General features: G+C 63.8%; 15 protein-coding genes. 9 read left to right on the top strand and 6 right to left on the bottom strand.

The genetic code is table 11. The features are described from left to right. Nucleotides 1-12 precede the first annotated feature (12 nt). The 5 genes from ACFO3A_RS02205 to arsC form a co-directional block, all read right to left on the bottom strand. Nucleotides 13-897, bottom strand: a complete 885-nt coding sequence (locus tag ACFO3A_RS02205) for a branched-chain amino acid ABC transporter permease (protein WP_377723560.1) — start codon at nucleotides 895-897, stop codon at nucleotides 13-15. A gap of 37 nt (nucleotides 898-934) precedes the next feature. Further along, entirely contained in the window at nucleotides 935-2,140 is a 1,206-nt protein-coding gene (locus tag ACFO3A_RS02210; protein ID WP_377723562.1) for an ABC transporter substrate-binding protein, read from the bottom strand. Between the two features lie 36 nt (nucleotides 2,141-2,176). After that, entirely contained in the window at nucleotides 2,177-2,887 is a 711-nt protein-coding gene (locus tag ACFO3A_RS02215; RefSeq protein ID WP_377723564.1) for an ABC transporter ATP-binding protein, read from the bottom strand. Nucleotide 2,888: 1 nt separating this feature from the next. Then, nucleotides 2,889-3,659 carry an ABC transporter ATP-binding protein gene (locus ACFO3A_RS02220; protein WP_377723566.1) on the bottom strand — a complete coding sequence of 257 codons (771 nt, stop codon included), beginning with the start codon at nucleotides 3,657-3,659 and terminating at the stop codon, nucleotides 2,889-2,891. Nucleotides 3,660-3,864: 205 nt separating this feature from the next. Continuing rightward, entirely contained in the window at nucleotides 3,865-4,215 is a 351-nt protein-coding gene (gene arsC, locus ACFO3A_RS02225) for an arsenate reductase (glutaredoxin) (protein WP_377723567.1), read from the bottom strand. A gap of 173 nt (nucleotides 4,216-4,388) precedes the next feature. On the opposite strand from arsC, the gene ACFO3A_RS02230 reads away from it, so the two are divergent. The 5 genes from ACFO3A_RS02230 (at nucleotide 4,389) to leuB (ending at nucleotide 8,905) form a co-directional block, all read left to right on the top strand. Then, nucleotides 4,389-5,330: a LysR family transcriptional regulator gene (locus tag ACFO3A_RS02230; RefSeq protein WP_377723569.1), complete on the top strand. Its 942-nt coding sequence runs from the start codon at nucleotides 4,389-4,391 to the stop codon at nucleotides 5,328-5,330. 61 nt (nucleotides 5,331-5,391) lie between these two features. Next, nucleotides 5,392-6,813, top strand: a complete 1,422-nt coding sequence (gene leuC / locus ACFO3A_RS02235; protein ID WP_377723571.1) for a 3-isopropylmalate dehydratase large subunit — start codon at nucleotides 5,392-5,394, stop codon at nucleotides 6,811-6,813. A gap of 71 nt (nucleotides 6,814-6,884) precedes the next feature. After that, nucleotides 6,885-7,046 carry an entericidin domain-containing protein gene (locus ACFO3A_RS02240; protein ID WP_377723573.1) on the top strand — a complete coding sequence of 54 codons (162 nt, stop codon included), beginning with the start codon at nucleotides 6,885-6,887 and terminating at the stop codon, nucleotides 7,044-7,046. Between the two features lie 12 nt (nucleotides 7,047-7,058). Then, nucleotides 7,059-7,715 carry a 3-isopropylmalate dehydratase small subunit gene (gene leuD / locus ACFO3A_RS02245; protein WP_377723575.1) on the top strand — a complete coding sequence of 219 codons (657 nt, stop codon included), beginning with the start codon at nucleotides 7,059-7,061 and terminating at the stop codon, nucleotides 7,713-7,715. Between the two features lie 116 nt (nucleotides 7,716-7,831). Further along, the gene (gene leuB, locus ACFO3A_RS02250) at nucleotides 7,832-8,905 is read left to right on the top strand and encodes a 3-isopropylmalate dehydrogenase (RefSeq protein WP_377723577.1); all 1,074 of its coding nucleotides are present in this window, start codon (nucleotides 7,832-7,834) and stop codon (nucleotides 8,903-8,905) included. Nucleotides 8,906-8,975: 70 nt separating this feature from the next. Here the strand turns inward: leuB and ACFO3A_RS02255 are convergent, their stop codons facing one another. Continuing rightward, entirely contained in the window at nucleotides 8,976-9,374 is a 399-nt protein-coding gene (locus tag ACFO3A_RS02255) for a group III truncated hemoglobin (protein WP_377723579.1), read from the bottom strand. A gap of 589 nt (nucleotides 9,375-9,963) precedes the next feature. On the opposite strand from ACFO3A_RS02255, the gene asd reads away from it, so the two are divergent. The 4 genes from asd (at nucleotide 9,964) to ACFO3A_RS02275 (ending at nucleotide 15,493) form a co-directional block, all read left to right on the top strand. Next, nucleotides 9,964-11,076, top strand: coding sequence for an aspartate-semialdehyde dehydrogenase (gene asd, locus ACFO3A_RS02260; RefSeq protein ID WP_377723581.1), 1,113 nt, complete (start codon nucleotides 9,964-9,966; stop codon nucleotides 11,074-11,076). Nucleotides 11,077-11,360: 284 nt separating this feature from the next. Next, complete coding sequence (locus tag ACFO3A_RS02265; RefSeq protein ID WP_377723582.1) at nucleotides 11,361-13,907, top strand: motility hub landmark protein FimV; 2,547 nt, start codon at nucleotides 11,361-11,363, stop codon at nucleotides 13,905-13,907. A 46-nt stretch (nucleotides 13,908-13,953) separates the two neighbouring features. Then, a complete protein-coding gene (gene truA / locus ACFO3A_RS02270) occupies nucleotides 13,954-14,787 on the top strand; it encodes a tRNA pseudouridine(38-40) synthase TruA (protein WP_377723584.1) in 834 nt (277 codons plus the stop codon). Nucleotide 14,788: 1 nt separating this feature from the next. Next, on the top strand, nucleotides 14,789-15,493 hold the full coding sequence (locus ACFO3A_RS02275) for a phosphoribosylanthranilate isomerase (RefSeq protein WP_377723586.1): 705 nt from the start codon (nucleotides 14,789-14,791) through the stop codon (nucleotides 15,491-15,493). Nucleotide 15,494 lies beyond the last annotated feature (1 nt).

The following is a 15,494-nucleotide window of genomic DNA, read 5'->3' on the forward strand; positions in this document are numbered from 1 at the left end:
TATGGCCCCTGCTTATTTTTCTTTACCGAACAGACCCGCCGGGCGGATCAGCAAAACAATCGCCATGATGACGAACACCACGGTGGACGAGGCCTCGGGGTAGAACACCTTGGTCAGCCCCTCGACCACGCCCAGCCCCAGGCCCGTAAGGATGGAGCCCATGATCGACCCCATGCCGCCGATCACCACCACGGCGAACACCACGATGATCAGGTTCTGCCCCATCAGCGGCGTGACCTGGTAGACCGGCGCGGCCAGCACCCCGGCAAACGCGGCCAGCGCGGCTCCGAAGGCGTAGGTCAGCGTGATCATGACCGGCACGTTCACGCCGAAGGCTTCGACCAGGCGCGGGTTTTCCGTCCCGGCACGCAGGTAGGCGCCGAGCTTGGTGCGCTCAATCACGTACCAGGTGGCCAGGCAGACGACGATCGACGCCACCACCACCCAGGCCCGGTAGTTGGGCAGGATCATGAAGCCCAGGTTGGTGGCGCCTTCGAGCAGCTCGGGCGCGTCATAGCCCAGGCCGGAGACACCGTACATGGAGCGGAACACACCCTCGATCACCATGGTCAGCCCCAGCGTCAGCAACAGGCCGTACAGGTGATCGAGCTTGTAGATCCAGCGCAGCAGCAGCCGCTCGATCACCACCCCGATGACGCCCACCAGCAAGGGCGCCAGCAGCAGCATCGCCCAGTAGTTGATTTCCAGGTACTCCATCCCCATCCACGTGAGCAAGGCCCCCAGCATGAACAGCGCCCCGTGGGCAAAGTTGATGACGTTCAGCAGGCCGAAGATCACCGCCAGCCCCAGGCTGAGAATGGCGTAGAACGAGCCATTGACCAGCCCCAGCAGGAGCTGGCTGAGCAGCGCCGGGGCGGAGATACCGAAAATTTCCATAGGAATGACTACTGCAAAAAGGGTTGATCAGACGCGGTTACTTCCACAGGGCGCACTTGGTTTCTTCCTTGGTCGTCCAGACCTGTGCGGCAGGCAGGGTGGCTACGACGCGGTAGTAGTCCCAGGCTTCCTTGGACTCCTTCTGGCCCTTGACCTGCATCAGGTACATGTCGTGGGCATAGCGGCCATCGGGGCGGATCACGCCCTTGCCGTAGAAGTCGTCGATGGGCGTGGATTTGAGCTTGGCCATCACCGCATCGGCATCGATGGTGCCGGCGGCCTCCACCGCCTTGAGGTAGTTCATCGTCGCCGAGTAGTTGGCCGCCTGCACGTCGGTGGGCATCCGCTTGGTCTTGGCGAAGAACTTCTTGCCGAACGCGCGGCTTTGCTCGTTCAGGTTCCAGTCCCAGCTGGTGGTCAGGTACAGGCCTTCGGTGTTCTTCAGCCCCAGGCTGTGGATGTCGGTGGAAAACACCAGCAAACCGGCCATCTTCATATTCTTGTTGATGCCAAATTCACGCGCGGCCTTGACCGCGTTTTGAAAATCCCCCCCGGCGTTGGCCAGGCCCAGAATCTGCGCCTTGGAGCTCTGCGCCTGCAGCAGGAAGGAGGAGAAGTCCGAGGCATTCAGCGGATGGCGCACATTGCCCAGCACCTGGCCGCCGCTGTCCTTGACGACCTTGGCGGTATCGGCCTCCAGCGCATGGCCGAAGGCGTAGTCGGCGGTCAGGAAGAACCAGCTCTTGCCGCCGTCCTTCACCACGGCAGAACCCGTGCCCCGGGCCAGCGCCACGGTGTCGTAGGCGTAGTGGACGGTATAGGGCGTGCATTGCTCGTTGGTCAGCGCCGAAGAGCCGGCACCGTTCACGAAGAACACGCGCTTTTTCTCGTCCGCCACCTTGGCCATTGCCAGGGCCACGCCGGAGTTGGTGCCGCCAAACAGCATGGTCAGGTTTTGCGTGTCCACCCACTCGCGCGATTTGCTGGCGGCAATGTCGGGCTTGTTCTGGTGGTCGGCCGAGAGCAGCTCCACCGGCTTGCCCAGCACCTTGCCGCCAAAGTCGTCGATGGCCATCTGGATGGCCAGGGCGCCGTTTTTGCCATCCACGTCTGCGTACACGCTGGACATATCGGTGATGAAACCGATCTTGACCTTCTCCTGCGCCTGGGCCTGGAACGCGCACAGGGCCAGGCCTGCGGCCCCCAGGGCGGCTGCCAGTGTGGTGAGTTTGCGTGTTTGCATGTCTGTCTCCTGTTGTGGTTGGGGGGGAAAATCGGGTCAAACGCCCAGTAACTCGGTCAGCACAGGCATTTTTTCCTGCAGCTGGGCTGCGGTGAAGTGTTCGACCATGCGGCCATGCTCCATCACGTAGAAACGGTCGGCCAGGGGCGCGGCGAAGCGGAAGTTCTGCTCCACCATCACCACCGTGAAGCCTTTTTCGCGCAGCATGGTGATCATGCGGGCCAGCGCCTGCACGATGACCGGGGCCAGCCCCTCGGAGATTTCATCGAGCAGCAGCAGCTTGGCGCCCGTGCGCAGAATCCGCGCCACTGCCAGCATCTGCTGCTCACCGCCCGAAAGGCGCGTGCCCTGGCTGTTCTTGCGCTCGGCCAGATTGGGGAACATGCCATAGATTTCTTCAATCGACATGCTGGCATGGCCGGTTTTCAGCGGCGGCGGCAGCAGCAGGTTCTCCTCGCACGACAGGCTGGAGAAAATGCCCCGCTCCTCCGGGCAATAGCCCAGCCCCAGGTGGGCGATGCGGTAGGTGGGCAGGGCAATGGTTTCCTGGCCGTAGACCTTGATCGAGCCCTGGCGGGCGCCCGTCAGCCCCATGATGGCGCGAAGCGTGGAAGTGCGCCCTGCGCCGTTGCGCCCCAGCAGCGTGACCACCTCGCCGGGCTGCACCACCATGTCCACGCCGTGCAGCACATGCGATTCGCCGTACCAGGCCTGCAGGTCCTTGATTTCCAGTGCGGGTGCCGTCATGTCAATGCGCCCCCTGCAATTCACCGTCGGTGCTGCCCATGTAGGCCTCCATCACTTGCGGGTTGCTTGAAACTTCAGCGTAATTGCCTTCGGCCAGCACGGTGCCGCGCTGCAAAACCGTAATGCGGTCGGCAATCGAGGAGATCACCTTCATGTTGTGTTCCACCATCAGGATGGTGCGGCCCGCAGACACCTTCTTGATCAGTTGCGTGACGCGATCGACATCCTCGTGGCCCATGCCCTGGGTGGGTTCGTCCAGCAGCATCAGCTCCGGCTCCATCGCCAGGGTGGTGGCGATCTCCAGGGCACGCTTGCGGCCATAGGGCAGGTTGACGGTGACCTCGTCGGCCAAATCCTCCAGCCCCACCTCGGCCAGCAACTGGCGGGCGCGGTCGTCCAGCTGGTGCAGGCTTTTGCTGCTGCGCCAGAAGTGGTAGCTGGTGCCCAGCTTGCGCTGCAAGGCCAGCCGCACGTTCTCCAGCAGGGTGAAGTTGGGGAACACCGCAGAAATCTGGAACGAGCGGATCACCCCCCGGCGGGCAATCTGCGCCGGCTGTTCCTGGGTGATGTCCTGCCCGTTGAAAACGATGCGGCCCGAGGTCGGCACCAGGAACTTGGTCAGCAGGTTGAAACAAGTGGTCTTGCCTGCGCCGTTCGGCCCGATGAGCGCATGGATAGAGCCTCGGCGCACGGCCAGATTCACATCGCTGACGGCAGTGAAGCCCTTGAACTCTTTGGTCAGGCCGGTGGTTTGAAGAATCGTGTCACTCATGCGCTACAAATGAATAAATCTGAGCGGCCGATCCTAATTACGGTTTTCTTACATCACATTGGGGCAAGTGCCTAAGGGCAAACGGCGGTACGTTGATCTACCTAGGGATGCCCTGGGGCAGTATTGAAAAAAAGCCTTTCGATTTATGCAATCGAAAGGCTTTTCGGCCTACAGCATCAGCGGTAACCGCTCGCCAACGCCGTTGTCAGAGCAATTCCAGCACCTTCTCCGGCGGACGGCACAGGGCAGCCCCCCTGGGCGTGACGACGATGGGGCGGTTGAGCAGATTCGGGTGCTGCGCCACAAATTCAAAAATCTGCGCCTCGCTCAAAGCCGGGTTGTCGATGTTCAGCGCCTGGTACTGCGCCTCCTTGCTACGCAGCAGGTCACGCACGGGCTGGCCGATGTGGGCGACCAGCTCGGCCAGTTCCGGGGCGGTCAGGGGGGTGGCCAGGTAGTCGATGATGTTCGGCTCGATGCCGCGCTCGCGCAGCAGTTGCAGGGCGCCGCGCGAATTGCTGCAACCGGGGTTGTGAAAGATGGTGATGGTGTTCATAGGGCGGGCAGTGTAGGCAGGGGGCGAAAAGTCTTCACTGCCGGGTGTTTTGCCTGCATGATTAACGATGTCTGAGATTCCATAAAACGCTGCTTGAAATCGCATTTTGCGATACCAAAGCGGTTGTTTATGCGATTTTCGCCTTCATACTTCGTAATTCAAGAGGACTTGCCATGAAAAATTCTGAACGCAGCTTCGCCCGCCGCATCGACCTGACCTCATTGCAACTGTTTGTTGCAGTGTGCGAGCTGGGCAGCATCGGCCGGGCGGCCGACCGCGAGTACATCGCCGCCTCGGCGGTGAGCAAGCGCCTGTCCGACCTGGAAGCCGCAGTGGACACCGCCCTGCTCTACCGCCACAGCCGGGGCGTGACGCTGACCCCGGCGGGCGAGAGCCTGCTGCACCATGCCCGCAACGTGCTGTACGGGCTGGAGCGGATGCAGGGCGAACTGTCCGAATATTCCGACGGCGTGCGCGGTCATGTGCGCATGCACGCCACCATCTCGTCGATCGTGCAGTTCCTGCCCGAAGACCTGGGCAGCTTTGCCCGCGAACACAGCCAGATCAAGATCGACCTGCAGGAACACCTGTCCGCCGACGTGCTGCAAGCCGTGCATGAGGGCACGGCCGACATCGGCATCTGCAACATGGGCCAGACCGACCCCAACGGCCTGCAGACCCGCCCCTACCGCGCCGACCACCTGGTGCTGGTGGCCCCGGAAGACCACCCGCTGACCGAGCGCACCGCCGTCTCGTTCGACGAAGTGCTGGACTGGGACGTGGTGGGCCTGCACGGCGGCAGCTCCATCAGCCTGGCCATGCGCGGCGCAGCCACCCGCAGCGGCACGACGCTGCGCCAGCGCATCCAGGTGACAAGCCTGGATGCCATGTGCCGCATGATCGACAACGGCCTGGGCGTGGGCCTGATTCCGCACCGTGCTTTCGAGCTGATGCACGGCGTGGGCCGCCTGCGCAGCGTGCCGCTGACCGATGCCTGGGCACAGCGCACCCTGAGCCTGGTGGCCCGCGACTTCGACGCCTTGCCGGTGACATCGCGTTTGCTGGTGGAACACCTCGGAAAAGGCTGGGAGCCAGCCGCCCCGAACGCTACCTAGAATCCCTCCCACAGCCTGCTGCGGCAGGCTTTTTTTCATCCCTACCCGAGAGTTAGCAAGCATGGGACGCACCCTGTACGACAAGATTTTTGACGAGCACGTCGTCCACACCGAGGACGACGGCACCTCCATCCTCTACATCGACCGTCACCTGGTGCATGAAGTGACCAGCCCGCAGGCGTTCGAGGGACTGCGTCTGGCCGGGCGCAAGCTGTGGCGCATCAGCTCGGTCGTGGCCACTGCCGACCACAACACCCCCACCGACGGCTGGGAGCGCGGCTACGACGGCATTGCCGACCCGATCAGCAAGGAGCAGATCACCACGCTGAACAGCAACATCGCCGAGTTTGGCGCTGCCGCCTTCTTCCCCTTCATGGACAAGGGCCAGGGCATCGTCCACGTCATGGGGCCGGAACAGGGCGCAACGCTGCCGGGCATGACCGTGGTCTGCGGCGACAGCCACACCAGCACGCACGGCGCCTTCGGCGCACTGGCGCACGGCATCGGCACCAGCGAGGTGGAACACGTCATGGCCACGCAGACCCTGCTGGCCAAAAAGGCCAAGAACATGCTGGTGCGCGTGGACGGCAAGGTGGCCCCGGGCATCACCGCCAAGGACATCGTGCTGGCCATCATCGGCAGGATCGGCACTGCCGGCGGCACCGGCTACACCATCGAGTTTGCCGGGCAGGCCATCCGCGACCTGTCCATCGAAGGGCGCATGACGGTGTGCAACATGGCCATCGAGGCCGGCGCCCGCGCCGGTCTGGTCGCCGTGGACGAGAAAACCATCGCCTACGTGAAAAACCGCCCCCTGGCCCCGACGGGCGTGGAGTGGGAGCAGGCCGTGGCGTACTGGCAGACGCTGCACTCGGACGACGACGCGCAGTGGGACGCCATCGTCACCCTGCAAGGCGCGGACATCGTGCCGCAGGTCACCTGGGGCACCAGCCCGGAGATGGTCGTCGGCGCCGACACCCGCGTGCCCGACCCGGACAAGGAAAAAGACGCCAACAAACGCGCCGCGATGGAGCGGGCGCTGACCTACATGGGGCTGGAGCCGGGCAAGCCGATCACCGACATCTGCATCGACAAGGTCTTTATCGGCAGCTGCACCAACAGCCGCATCGAAGACCTGCGGGCCGCCGCCGCCGTGGTGCAGAAGCTGGGCCGCAAAGTGGCGAAAAACGTCAAGCTGGCCATGGTGGTGCCCGGTTCCGGTCTGGTGAAGGCCCAGGCCGAAAGCGAAGGGCTGGACACCATCTTCACCGCCGCCGGTTTCCAGTGGCGCGAACCCGGTTGCAGCATGTGCCTGGCCATGAACGCCGACCGGCTGGAGCCGGGCGAGCGCTGCGCCAGCACCAGCAACCGCAACTTCGAAGGCCGCCAGGGCGCGGGCGGGCGCACCCATCTGGTCAGCCCGGCCATGGCCGCTGCGGCCGCCGTCCACGGGCATTTTGTCGATATCCGCCAATTTGCCTGAATCCGAAGCACCGGAACTTTTCCCCGTTTCTCACCCCCTCGTTTTTCATTCACCCCTGCAAGGAGCACACCATGAAAAAGACTGCTGTATTCATCTCCCTGGCCCTGGCTTTCGCCCTGAGCGGTTGCGGCAACACCTGGTCCGGCGTCAAGCAGGACACCAAACGTGCCGGTCAGGCCACGGGCGAGGGCATCGAAAAAGCGGGCGAGAAGATTCAGGAAATCTCCAAGTAACCCCTCACTGACATGCAGAAATTCACCATCCACCAAGGGCTGGTGGCACCGATGGACCGCGAGAACGTGGACACCGACGCCATCATCCCCAAGCAATTCCTCAAGTCGATCAAGAAGACCGGCTTCGGCCCCAACCTGTTCGACGAATGGCGCTACCTCGACCAGCCCGGCCAGCCCGGCGTGCCGGAATCCGACCGCAAGCCCAATCCCGACTTCGTGCTGAACCAGCCGCGCTACCAGGGCGCCAGCGTCCTGCTGGCCCGCAAGAACTTCGGCTGCGGCTCCAGCCGCGAACACGCCCCCTGGGCGCTGGAGCAGTACGGCTTTCGCTGCGTGATCGCGCCCAGCTTTGCCGACATCTTCTTCAACAACTGCTTCAAGAACGGCATGTTGCCCATCGTGCTGCCCGAGGCCACCGTCGATCTGCTGTTCGACGAAGTCTTCGCCTTCCCCGGCTACGAGCTGACGATCGACCTGGAGCGTCAAGTGATCGTGCGCCCCCAGGGCGAAGAAATCCCCTTCGACGTCAACCCCTTCCGCCGCGAATGCCTGCTCGGCGGCCTGGACGACATCGGCCTGACCCTGCGCCACAAGGACAAGATCGCCGCCTTCGAGACCGAGCGCCTGGCCCGCAAACCCTGGCTGGCACACAGCCTGGTGCAGCGCTGATCGCATCCAAAACAAGAGCTGTTTCCGCTGTAAAACATTGGATTTCAGGATGTTTTATATCTGAAAACCAATAAAAATCATCGGAAACAGCTATCGAAAATATCCAAGGAAATCCTATGACCCAAAAAATCGCCGTCCTGCCCGGCGACGGCATCGGCCCGGAAATCGTCGCCGAAGCCGTCAAAGTCCTCAACGCCCTGAACCTGGATTTGCACCTGGAAACCGCCCCCGTCGGCGGCGCCGGCTACGAGGCCGAAGGCCACCCCCTGCCGCCCGCCACCCTGAAGCTGGCGCAAGAGGCCGACGCCATCCTGTTCGGCGCCGTGGGCGACTGGAAATACGACACGCTGGAACGCGCCCTGCGCCCCGAGCAGGCCATCCTCGGCCTGCGCAAGGCCCTGGGCCTATTCGCCAACTTCCGCCCCGCCATCTGCTACGAGCAGCTGGTCGGCGCCTCCAGCCTCAAGCCCGAGCTGATTGCCGGGCTGGACATCCTCATCATCCGCGAGCTGACCGGCGACATCTACTTCGGCCAGCCCCGGGGCCGCCGCACCGCCGCAGACGGCCACTTCCCCGGCACCGAGGAAGCCTTCGACACCATGCGCTACAGCCGCCCGGAAATCGAACGCATCGCCCACGTCGCCTTCCAGGCTGCGCAAAAACGCGGCAAGCGCGTCACCAGCGTGGACAAGGCCAACGTGCTGGAAACCTCGCAACTGTGGAAAGACGTGATGACCGAAGTCGGCCAGCAGTACCCCGACGTGCAGCTGGACCACATGTACGTGGACAACGCCGCCATGCAGCTCGTCAAGGCCCCCAAGCGCTTCGACGTGGTCGTCACCGGCAACATGTTCGGCGACATCCTGAGCGACGAAGCCTCCATGCTCACCGGCTCCATCGGCATGTTGCCCAGCGCCAGCCTGAACGACAAAAAGCAGGGCCTGTACGAACCCAGCCACGGCAGCGCCCCCGACATCGCCGGCCAGGGCATCGCCAACCCGCTGGCGACCATCCTGTCCGCCGCCATGATGCTGCGCTTCAGCCTGGGCCACGAAGCCGCCGCCCAGCGCATCGAAGCCGCCGTGCAGAAAGTGCTGGCCCAGGGCCTGCGCACCGCCGACATCTGGAGCGAAGGCACCACCAAGGTCAATACCGTGCAAATGGGCGATGCGGTGGTCGCAGCGCTGTAATTGCCGCCATCAAGACCAGGGCGCTGCACCTTTTGGGGGTGTAGCGCCCTTGTTGCATTTGGCAGGTCGTTTACAGCGATTGCGGCACATCCACCCCCTGCGCATACGCCTGATAGCCCATCCACAGGCTTTGCGCAATGCGCTCGGCCGCAGCAACGGCCTGCTCGGCCAGCGCCGGATTGGCTTGCTCGGCAGCGGTCGTGCGCCACAGGGCCAGCCATTGGCGGAACAGCTCGGCATTCAAACCGGGCAGGGCAACGTGCTTGGGCATGGGCGCACCGCTGAAGCGCCCGGTGCGCAACAGGACGCTTGACCAGAAGTCCACCAGCCTGTCCAGGTGCGCGGGCCAGTCGTCGATGTGGCCATTGAAGATGGGGCCAAGGTTCGGGTGCTGGCGGATGCGGTCGTAGAACCGATGCACCAGGGCGGTGATTTCTTCTTCGGTGCAGAGTACGTGGGGGGCGTCCATGGCGTAGGTTTTCCGGGAAAGAGCATAAGAACCTGTTCACGATCTCCGCGCGGGTGTGCAGTCGCGGTCTCGGGCGCTCTGCGTCGTTGCAAATCCTCGCCATAGCACCGCTATGGCTGCGGTTTGCGCCTGGCAGATCATCCCGATCCGCATCCCGCACCCCTTCGCGCCGAGATCGTGAACAGGTTCTAAAAAAATGCGCAGGCCCTGCCGCGCAAAACAATGGCTGGATTTTAAGAACGTGTTCTAAAGAAGTCTTTTTATCCCGGCAGGGCCATCATCCAGACCAAAGCAATATCGAAACGACCAAATCAACCGTAGCTTTTCGTCAAAACGACGAAAGATATCGCCATTCAGAAGTAACGCCGGTGATCGGGTTTCCTCTAAAATCCAGCCCTTATGTTCCACGCGCTGCCCACCCCCTGCTCCCTGCCGTCCGCCCTGCCGGACGGCGCTGCGCGTGCCCCCATTACCACTACCACGATTACCGGCTGATCCAGCCTGGCTCGTCGTGCGCCCTTGGAACCGGCCTGACGAGCCGGGCAGAAACAGTCCGGCGACACTGTTTTCTAACTGAAAGGGCGTTTTTATGAGTAAGCAATTGGTTGGCCTCGTAGGCTGGCGCGGCATGGTCGGCTCCGTGCTGATGGAACGGATGCAGGCCGAAGGCGATTTCGACCTGATCGAGCCGGTGTTCTTCTCCACCTCCAACGCCGGTGGCGCCGCCCCCGACATGGCCAGGACGCACACCCAGCTCAAGGACGCCCACGACATTGCCGAGCTGGCCAAATGCGACATCGTCATCACCTGCCAGGGCGGCGACTACACCAACGAGGTGTTCCCGAAAATCCGCGCAGCGGGCTGGAATGGTCACTGGATCGACGCCGCTTCGGCGCTGCGCATGCAGGACGATGCGGTCATCGTCCTCGACCCGGTGAACCAGGACTTGATCGAGCAGAAGCTGGCCGCTGGCGGCAAGAACTGGATTGGCGGCAACTGCACCAACTCCATCCTGCTGATGGGCGTGGGCAGCCTGTTCAAGGCCGGGCTGGTGGAGTGGGTCAGCTCCATGACCTACCAGGCCGCATCCGGCGGCGGCGCCAACCACATGCGCGAGCTGCTCAAAGGCATGGGCGTGATCCACAGCGCGGTGGCCGACAAGCTGGCCACGCCGTCGTCGGCCATTCTGGAAATCGACCGGCAGGTGGCCCAGACCATCCGCAGCGATGTACCGACCGAGTTCTTCGGTGCGCCGCTGGCTGGCGGCCTGATCCCCTGGATTGACGCTCAGCTGGACAACGGCCAGTCCAAGGAAGAATGGAAGGGCCAGGCCGAGGTGAACAAAATCCTGGGCACCCCGACCACCATTCCCGTCGATGGCCTGTGCGTGCGCGTGGGCGCCATGCGCTGCCACTCGCTGGCGCTGACGCTGAAGCTGAAAAAAGACCTGCCCCTGGCCGAGATCGAGGCGCTGATCCAGGCGGGCAACCCCTGGGTGAAGTTCGTCGCCAACGACCGCGCCCTGACCGTCAAGGAACTGACGCCGGCCAGCATCACCGGCGGCCTGCAAGTGGGCGTGGGCCGCGTGCGCAAGCTGAACATGGGGCCGCAGTACCTGTCGGCCTTCGTGATCGGCGACCAGCTGCTGTGGGGCGCTGCCGAACCGCTGCGCCGTATGCTGCGCATCCTGCTCAAGGCGTAAACCCCAACGTCTTGACGTGTCACGAAGAAAGGGAGGCCCACGCGGCCTCCTTTTTTGTTTCAGAAAAAAACAAACTGTGTTTTAGTCGCCACAATCACCGCTTTTCCCCAGACTAAGCCATCCTGCCTGTGCTTATTCTTCGGTAAACAGATGGGGCGTCGCCATAATTGCGTTTTACTTGGCCTGTCGCTCCAATGACATCGCACAGGGCAGCACCTCTCGCGCTGCTGCTAGAAAAAACTTGCCGCCCAGAAGCGGTTGATGACCGGGATATGAACACAACTATGCGCCGTTGGAAATTCTCTGCCCTTGCCTCCGCTGCCTGTCTATGCGCAGCGTTCTACGCCCCCAATGCCGCAGCACTTTCACTGGGCGCCATCCATGTACAGTCGCATCTGGGCGAGCCTCTGCGTGCCGAAATAGATATCCCGGAACTGAGCGCGGCCGAAGCCGCCTCCCTGCAAACCGCCATGGCCACGCCGGACATTTTCCAGGCCCACGGCATGGAGTTCGGTGCCATTGCCCGTAGCGTGCGTATCGAACTGGTGCATCGTGCCCAGGGCGTATCGAAAATCAAACTCTCGACCACCACGCCGGTCAACGATCCGTTCATCGATCTCATCCTGCAGGCCAACTGGAACGCGGGCAACCTTACGCGCAGCTACACCCTGCTGCTGGATCCACCCCCCGTGACAGCCGCCCCGGCGCCCACCGTGGCCGCCCAGGCCAGCCCCCCGGCGCAAACAGGCCGCAGCTACCGTTCCCAGCCCCGGGTACAGGCCACCGTACCGGCCACGGCAGCCCCCGCTGCGACCGCACCGGCCGCCGGCAACGTCACCGTCCGCCCCGGGGATACCGCCGGGCGCATTGCCGCAGCCCATGCCATCTCGGGCGTCTCCCTCGACCAGATGCTGGTCGCCATGCTGCACAGCAATCCCTCGGCCTTCATCGGCGGCAACATCAACCGCATCAAGGCCGGAGCCGTCCTGAACATGCCCGATGCCGAGCAAGCGCACAGCACTTCGGCCAGGGAAGCCCGGCAGATCGTCGCTGCCCAGAGCAGAGACTTCAACGCCTACCGGCGCAAGCTGGCCGAACGCACGGCCAAGGCACAGGTCGCCGCTGCCGAACGCAGCGCCTCGGGCAAGGTACAAGCCCAGGTGCAGGACAGCGGCACTGCAAGCACCCCGGCCGACAAGCTGACGCTGTCGAAAGGCGCTGTCGCCGCCAAGGCAGAAGAGCAGCTGGCACAAGAGAAACAGGCTGCCGCCCAGAACGCCCGGGCGCAAGAGTTGCAGCGCAACCTTGCCGAACTGGAAAAAATCAGCAACGACGCTGCCCCGGAAGCCCCCGTGGTTGCCGGCAGCGTAGCCGCTTCGCCTGAAACCACGGCCGCGCCCAACGCAGCCCCCGAAGAACCTGCCGCCACGCTCGCCGTGCCCGCCGACCTGCCTACCCCCGCAGCCGATGTCGCCGTCGAGCAACCGGCACCGGAACCCGCCGCCGCTCCCCAGTCCGAGGAAGCCAAGAAACCCGCGCGGAAACAACCCGTTGCGCCCCCGCCACCGCCCCCGGAACCATCGCTCGTCGACGACCTGCTTGCCAATCCGCTGGTGCCCGCCGGTGCAGCCGGTATCGTGGCCTTGCTCGGCCTGCTGGTATGGCGCAAACGCAAGCAGCAGCAACCCAGCCCCACCAATTTTGCCGACACCAGCCTGGACGTAGGCCAATTGCCACCAGACTCGCTGTTTGACAGCAGCGGCGGCCAGCAAGTGGACACCAAGAGCGAAGGTGCCCCCAGCACCATGGCCTACTCCCCCAGCCAGCTGGACGCCAGCGGCGACGTAGACCCCATTGCCGAAGCCGATGTCTATCTGGCCTACGGCAAGGAAGACGAAGCGCTGAAAATCCTGCGCGAAGCCCTGCGCACCGCTCCCGACCGGGTGCCCTTGCACGTCAAGCTGGCTGAAATCTACGCCAAGCAGCAAGACCTGACCCAGCTGGAAATCACGGCCCGCACGGTGCATAACCTGACCCATGGCACAGGCGCCGATTGGGAACGGGTACGCGCCCTGGGCTTCAGCATGGATCCGTACAACGCGCTGTACACCGACGACCAGCCCGTCCCGGCAACAGCCCCTGCGGCCACCTCCGGTTTTGCCCAGGCCGTGGCTGAATCCACAGCACCAGCGCCAGCACCCGCTGCCCCCGGCGACGACGCAACCGACCAGTTCATTGCCGCACTGGACAGCCAGCTTGACGTTGCCGCACCGCCCTCGAACCAGGACCTGCCCTCGCAAATTCAAGATACCCAGTTCGCCGAAGGCCCCTCCAGCACCCAGGATGCCGTGCCGGCATTCGACTTCAACGCCCTGGACCTGGACCTGCCGACCGCCGCTGCAACACCCGCGCCGGAAGCTGCTGCCCCCAGCGGGGAAACGCTGGACTTCTCCCTGGACAGCAACTTTGCCCTGCCTGAAACGCCCGCACCGGCAGCGACGGCGGATGACTTCGGTTTAAGCACCCTGGATTTCAGCGATGCCGACCAGCCTGCTGCCCCGGACGACTTCGGCCTGAGCCAGCTCGACCTGGGGGATTCCGCCGCCACCCCGGCAGCAACGCCCGACCTGGGCCTGGATTCCATCCAGTTCAACGACCTGCCCACCGACAGCGCCGCCAACAATCCCCTCACCACGAAACTGGACCTGGCCCAGGAATTTGCCACGATTGGCGATGCCGAAGGCGCCCGCGCACTGATCGAGGAAGTCCTGGCCGAAGCCGACGGCACCTTGAAAGTACGGGCCCAGAAAATGTTGAGCGAACTGGACTGATGGCCATTTTCTGCACTCCGTCCCGCCATCGCGTCCAGGAGCGGCCATGCGCATAGCCCTGGGGGTGAGCTACAGCGGCAGCCGCTACCAGGGCTGGCAAAGCCAGCCCGGCGGCAACACCGTTCAAGACCAACTCGAAGCGGCCCTAGGCCGCTTTGCTACGCAGAGCATCCATACCCTGTGCGCAGGCCGCACCGATGCCGGGGTGCATGGTCTGATGCAGGTCGTGCATTTCGATACCGACCTGCAACGGGCACCCAACTCCTGGGTGCGCGGCACCAACACCTTTCTGCCGCCGGACATTGCCGTGCATTGGGCGCGGGAAGTGCCGGGCGGGCCGGAAGGTTTCCACTGCCGCGCCAGCGCCATGGCCCGCCGCTATGCCTACGTGCTGCTGCAATCGCCCGTGCGCCCCAGCGTCGAGGCCGGGCGCGTCGGCTGGGTGTTCATGCCCCTGCAACCGGAGGCGATGCGCCAGGCAGCGCAACTGCTGCTGGGCGAACACGATTTTTCTTCGTTCCGCGCCTCGGCCTGCCAGGCCAAGACGCCCGTCAAAACGCTGCACCGCATCGATATTTCCTTTACCCCGGCGGGCAATGCCCCGATGCGCGAGAACCAGGAGATGCCCTGCGGCTACTGGCGCTTCGAGTTCGAGGGCAACGCTTTCCTGCACCACATGATTCGCAACATCATGGGCTGCCTGATCTACATCGGCCAGGGCAGCCAGCCCGTGGACTGGATGCAGCAGGTGCTGGACGCCCGTTCGCGCGATGCCGCAGCGCCCACGTTCAGCCCCGACGGCCTGTACTTCCTCGGCCCCGTATACGACCCCTGCTGGGGGCTGCCCGGCAGCACCCCGGCCTTTGCCTGGCTGCCCTGACATGACCCCCTCACTTGCCCGCACCCGTATCAAAATTTGCGGCCTGACGCGCGAGCAGGACGTGGATGCCGCCGTCGCCGCCGGGGCGGACGCCATCGGCTTTGTGCTTTACGCCAAAAGCCCGCGTGCCGTGACCGCCCAGCGGGCCGCCGAACTGGCCCGGCGGCTGCCGCCGTTCGTCACGCCGGTGCTGCTGTTCGTCAATCCAACGCCTACAGAAGTGATAGCTGCCTGCGCTTTGGTGGCGGGCGCAACCGTGCAATTTCATGGCGATGAAACACCGCAGCAATGCTGGCAGGCTAGCGATGCCGGGCGGCTGCCCTTCCTGCGGGCCGCACGTATTCCACTGGGCGAAGCCGGGCACAGCTTTGACCTATTAAAATACGCCGATCAATACTCTCAGGCCCAGGCCATCCTGCTGGACGCCCATGTGGACGGCTACGGTGGCGCAGGCCAAACCTTCAATTGGTCACTGCTTCCTCCAAACGTCGATGCTCACCTCGTTTTGTCTGGTGGACTCACACCTGCAAACGTGACCGATGGTGTGCGCCTGCTGCGCCCGCGCTGCCGCTCGCTGGCCGTTGATGTCAGCTCCGGCGTGGAAGCCTCCGCGCCCGATGGCAGCGCTTTGAAAGGCATCAAGGATGCCGAAAAAATCCAGCAATTCGTCGCTGCCGTGCGTGCAGCCGATGCCACCCCTTTTTGAG

It is taken from the genome of Comamonas nitrativorans (assembly GCF_042654765.1).
GTDB lineage: Bacteria > Pseudomonadota > Gammaproteobacteria > Burkholderiales > Burkholderiaceae_C > Comamonas > Comamonas nitrativorans.

Bases quoted from the DNA above. Each gene is read 5' to 3' on its own strand.
- ACFO3A_RS02230 (WP_377723569.1), top strand. From the start codon at position 4,389: ATGAAAAATTCTGAACGCAGCTTCGCCCGCCGCATCGACCTGACCTCA.
- leuC (WP_377723571.1), top strand. From the start codon at position 5,392: ATGGGACGCACCCTGTACGACAAGATTTTTGACGAGCACGTCGTCCAC.
- truA (WP_377723584.1), top strand. From the start codon at position 13,954: ATGCGCATAGCCCTGGGGGTGAGCTACAGCGGCAGCCGCTACCAGGGC.
- leuB (WP_377723577.1), top strand. From the start codon at position 7,832: ATGACCCAAAAAATCGCCGTCCTGCCCGGCGACGGCATCGGCCCGGAA.
- ACFO3A_RS02210 (WP_377723562.1), bottom strand. From the start codon at position 2,140: ATGCAAACACGCAAACTCACCACACTGGCAGCCGCCCTGGGGGCCGCA.
- arsC (WP_377723567.1), bottom strand. From the start codon at position 4,215: ATGAACACCATCACCATCTTTCACAACCCCGGTTGCAGCAATTCGCGC.
- ACFO3A_RS02220 (WP_377723566.1), bottom strand. From the start codon at position 3,659: ATGAGTGACACGATTCTTCAAACCACCGGCCTGACCAAAGAGTTCAAG.
- ACFO3A_RS02265 (WP_377723582.1), top strand. From the start codon at position 11,361: ATGCGCCGTTGGAAATTCTCTGCCCTTGCCTCCGCTGCCTGTCTATGC.
- leuD (WP_377723575.1), top strand. From the start codon at position 7,059: ATGCAGAAATTCACCATCCACCAAGGGCTGGTGGCACCGATGGACCGC.
- ACFO3A_RS02215 (WP_377723564.1), bottom strand. From the start codon at position 2,887: ATGACGGCACCCGCACTGGAAATCAAGGACCTGCAGGCCTGGTACGGC.
- ACFO3A_RS02255 (WP_377723579.1), bottom strand. From the start codon at position 9,374: ATGGACGCCCCCCACGTACTCTGCACCGAAGAAGAAATCACCGCCCTG.
- ACFO3A_RS02240 (WP_377723573.1), top strand. From the start codon at position 6,885: ATGAAAAAGACTGCTGTATTCATCTCCCTGGCCCTGGCTTTCGCCCTG.
- asd (WP_377723581.1), top strand. From the start codon at position 9,964: ATGAGTAAGCAATTGGTTGGCCTCGTAGGCTGGCGCGGCATGGTCGGC.
- ACFO3A_RS02275 (WP_377723586.1), top strand. From the start codon at position 14,789: ATGACCCCCTCACTTGCCCGCACCCGTATCAAAATTTGCGGCCTGACG.
- ACFO3A_RS02205 (WP_377723560.1), bottom strand. From the start codon at position 897: ATGGAAATTTTCGGTATCTCCGCCCCGGCGCTGCTCAGCCAGCTCCTG.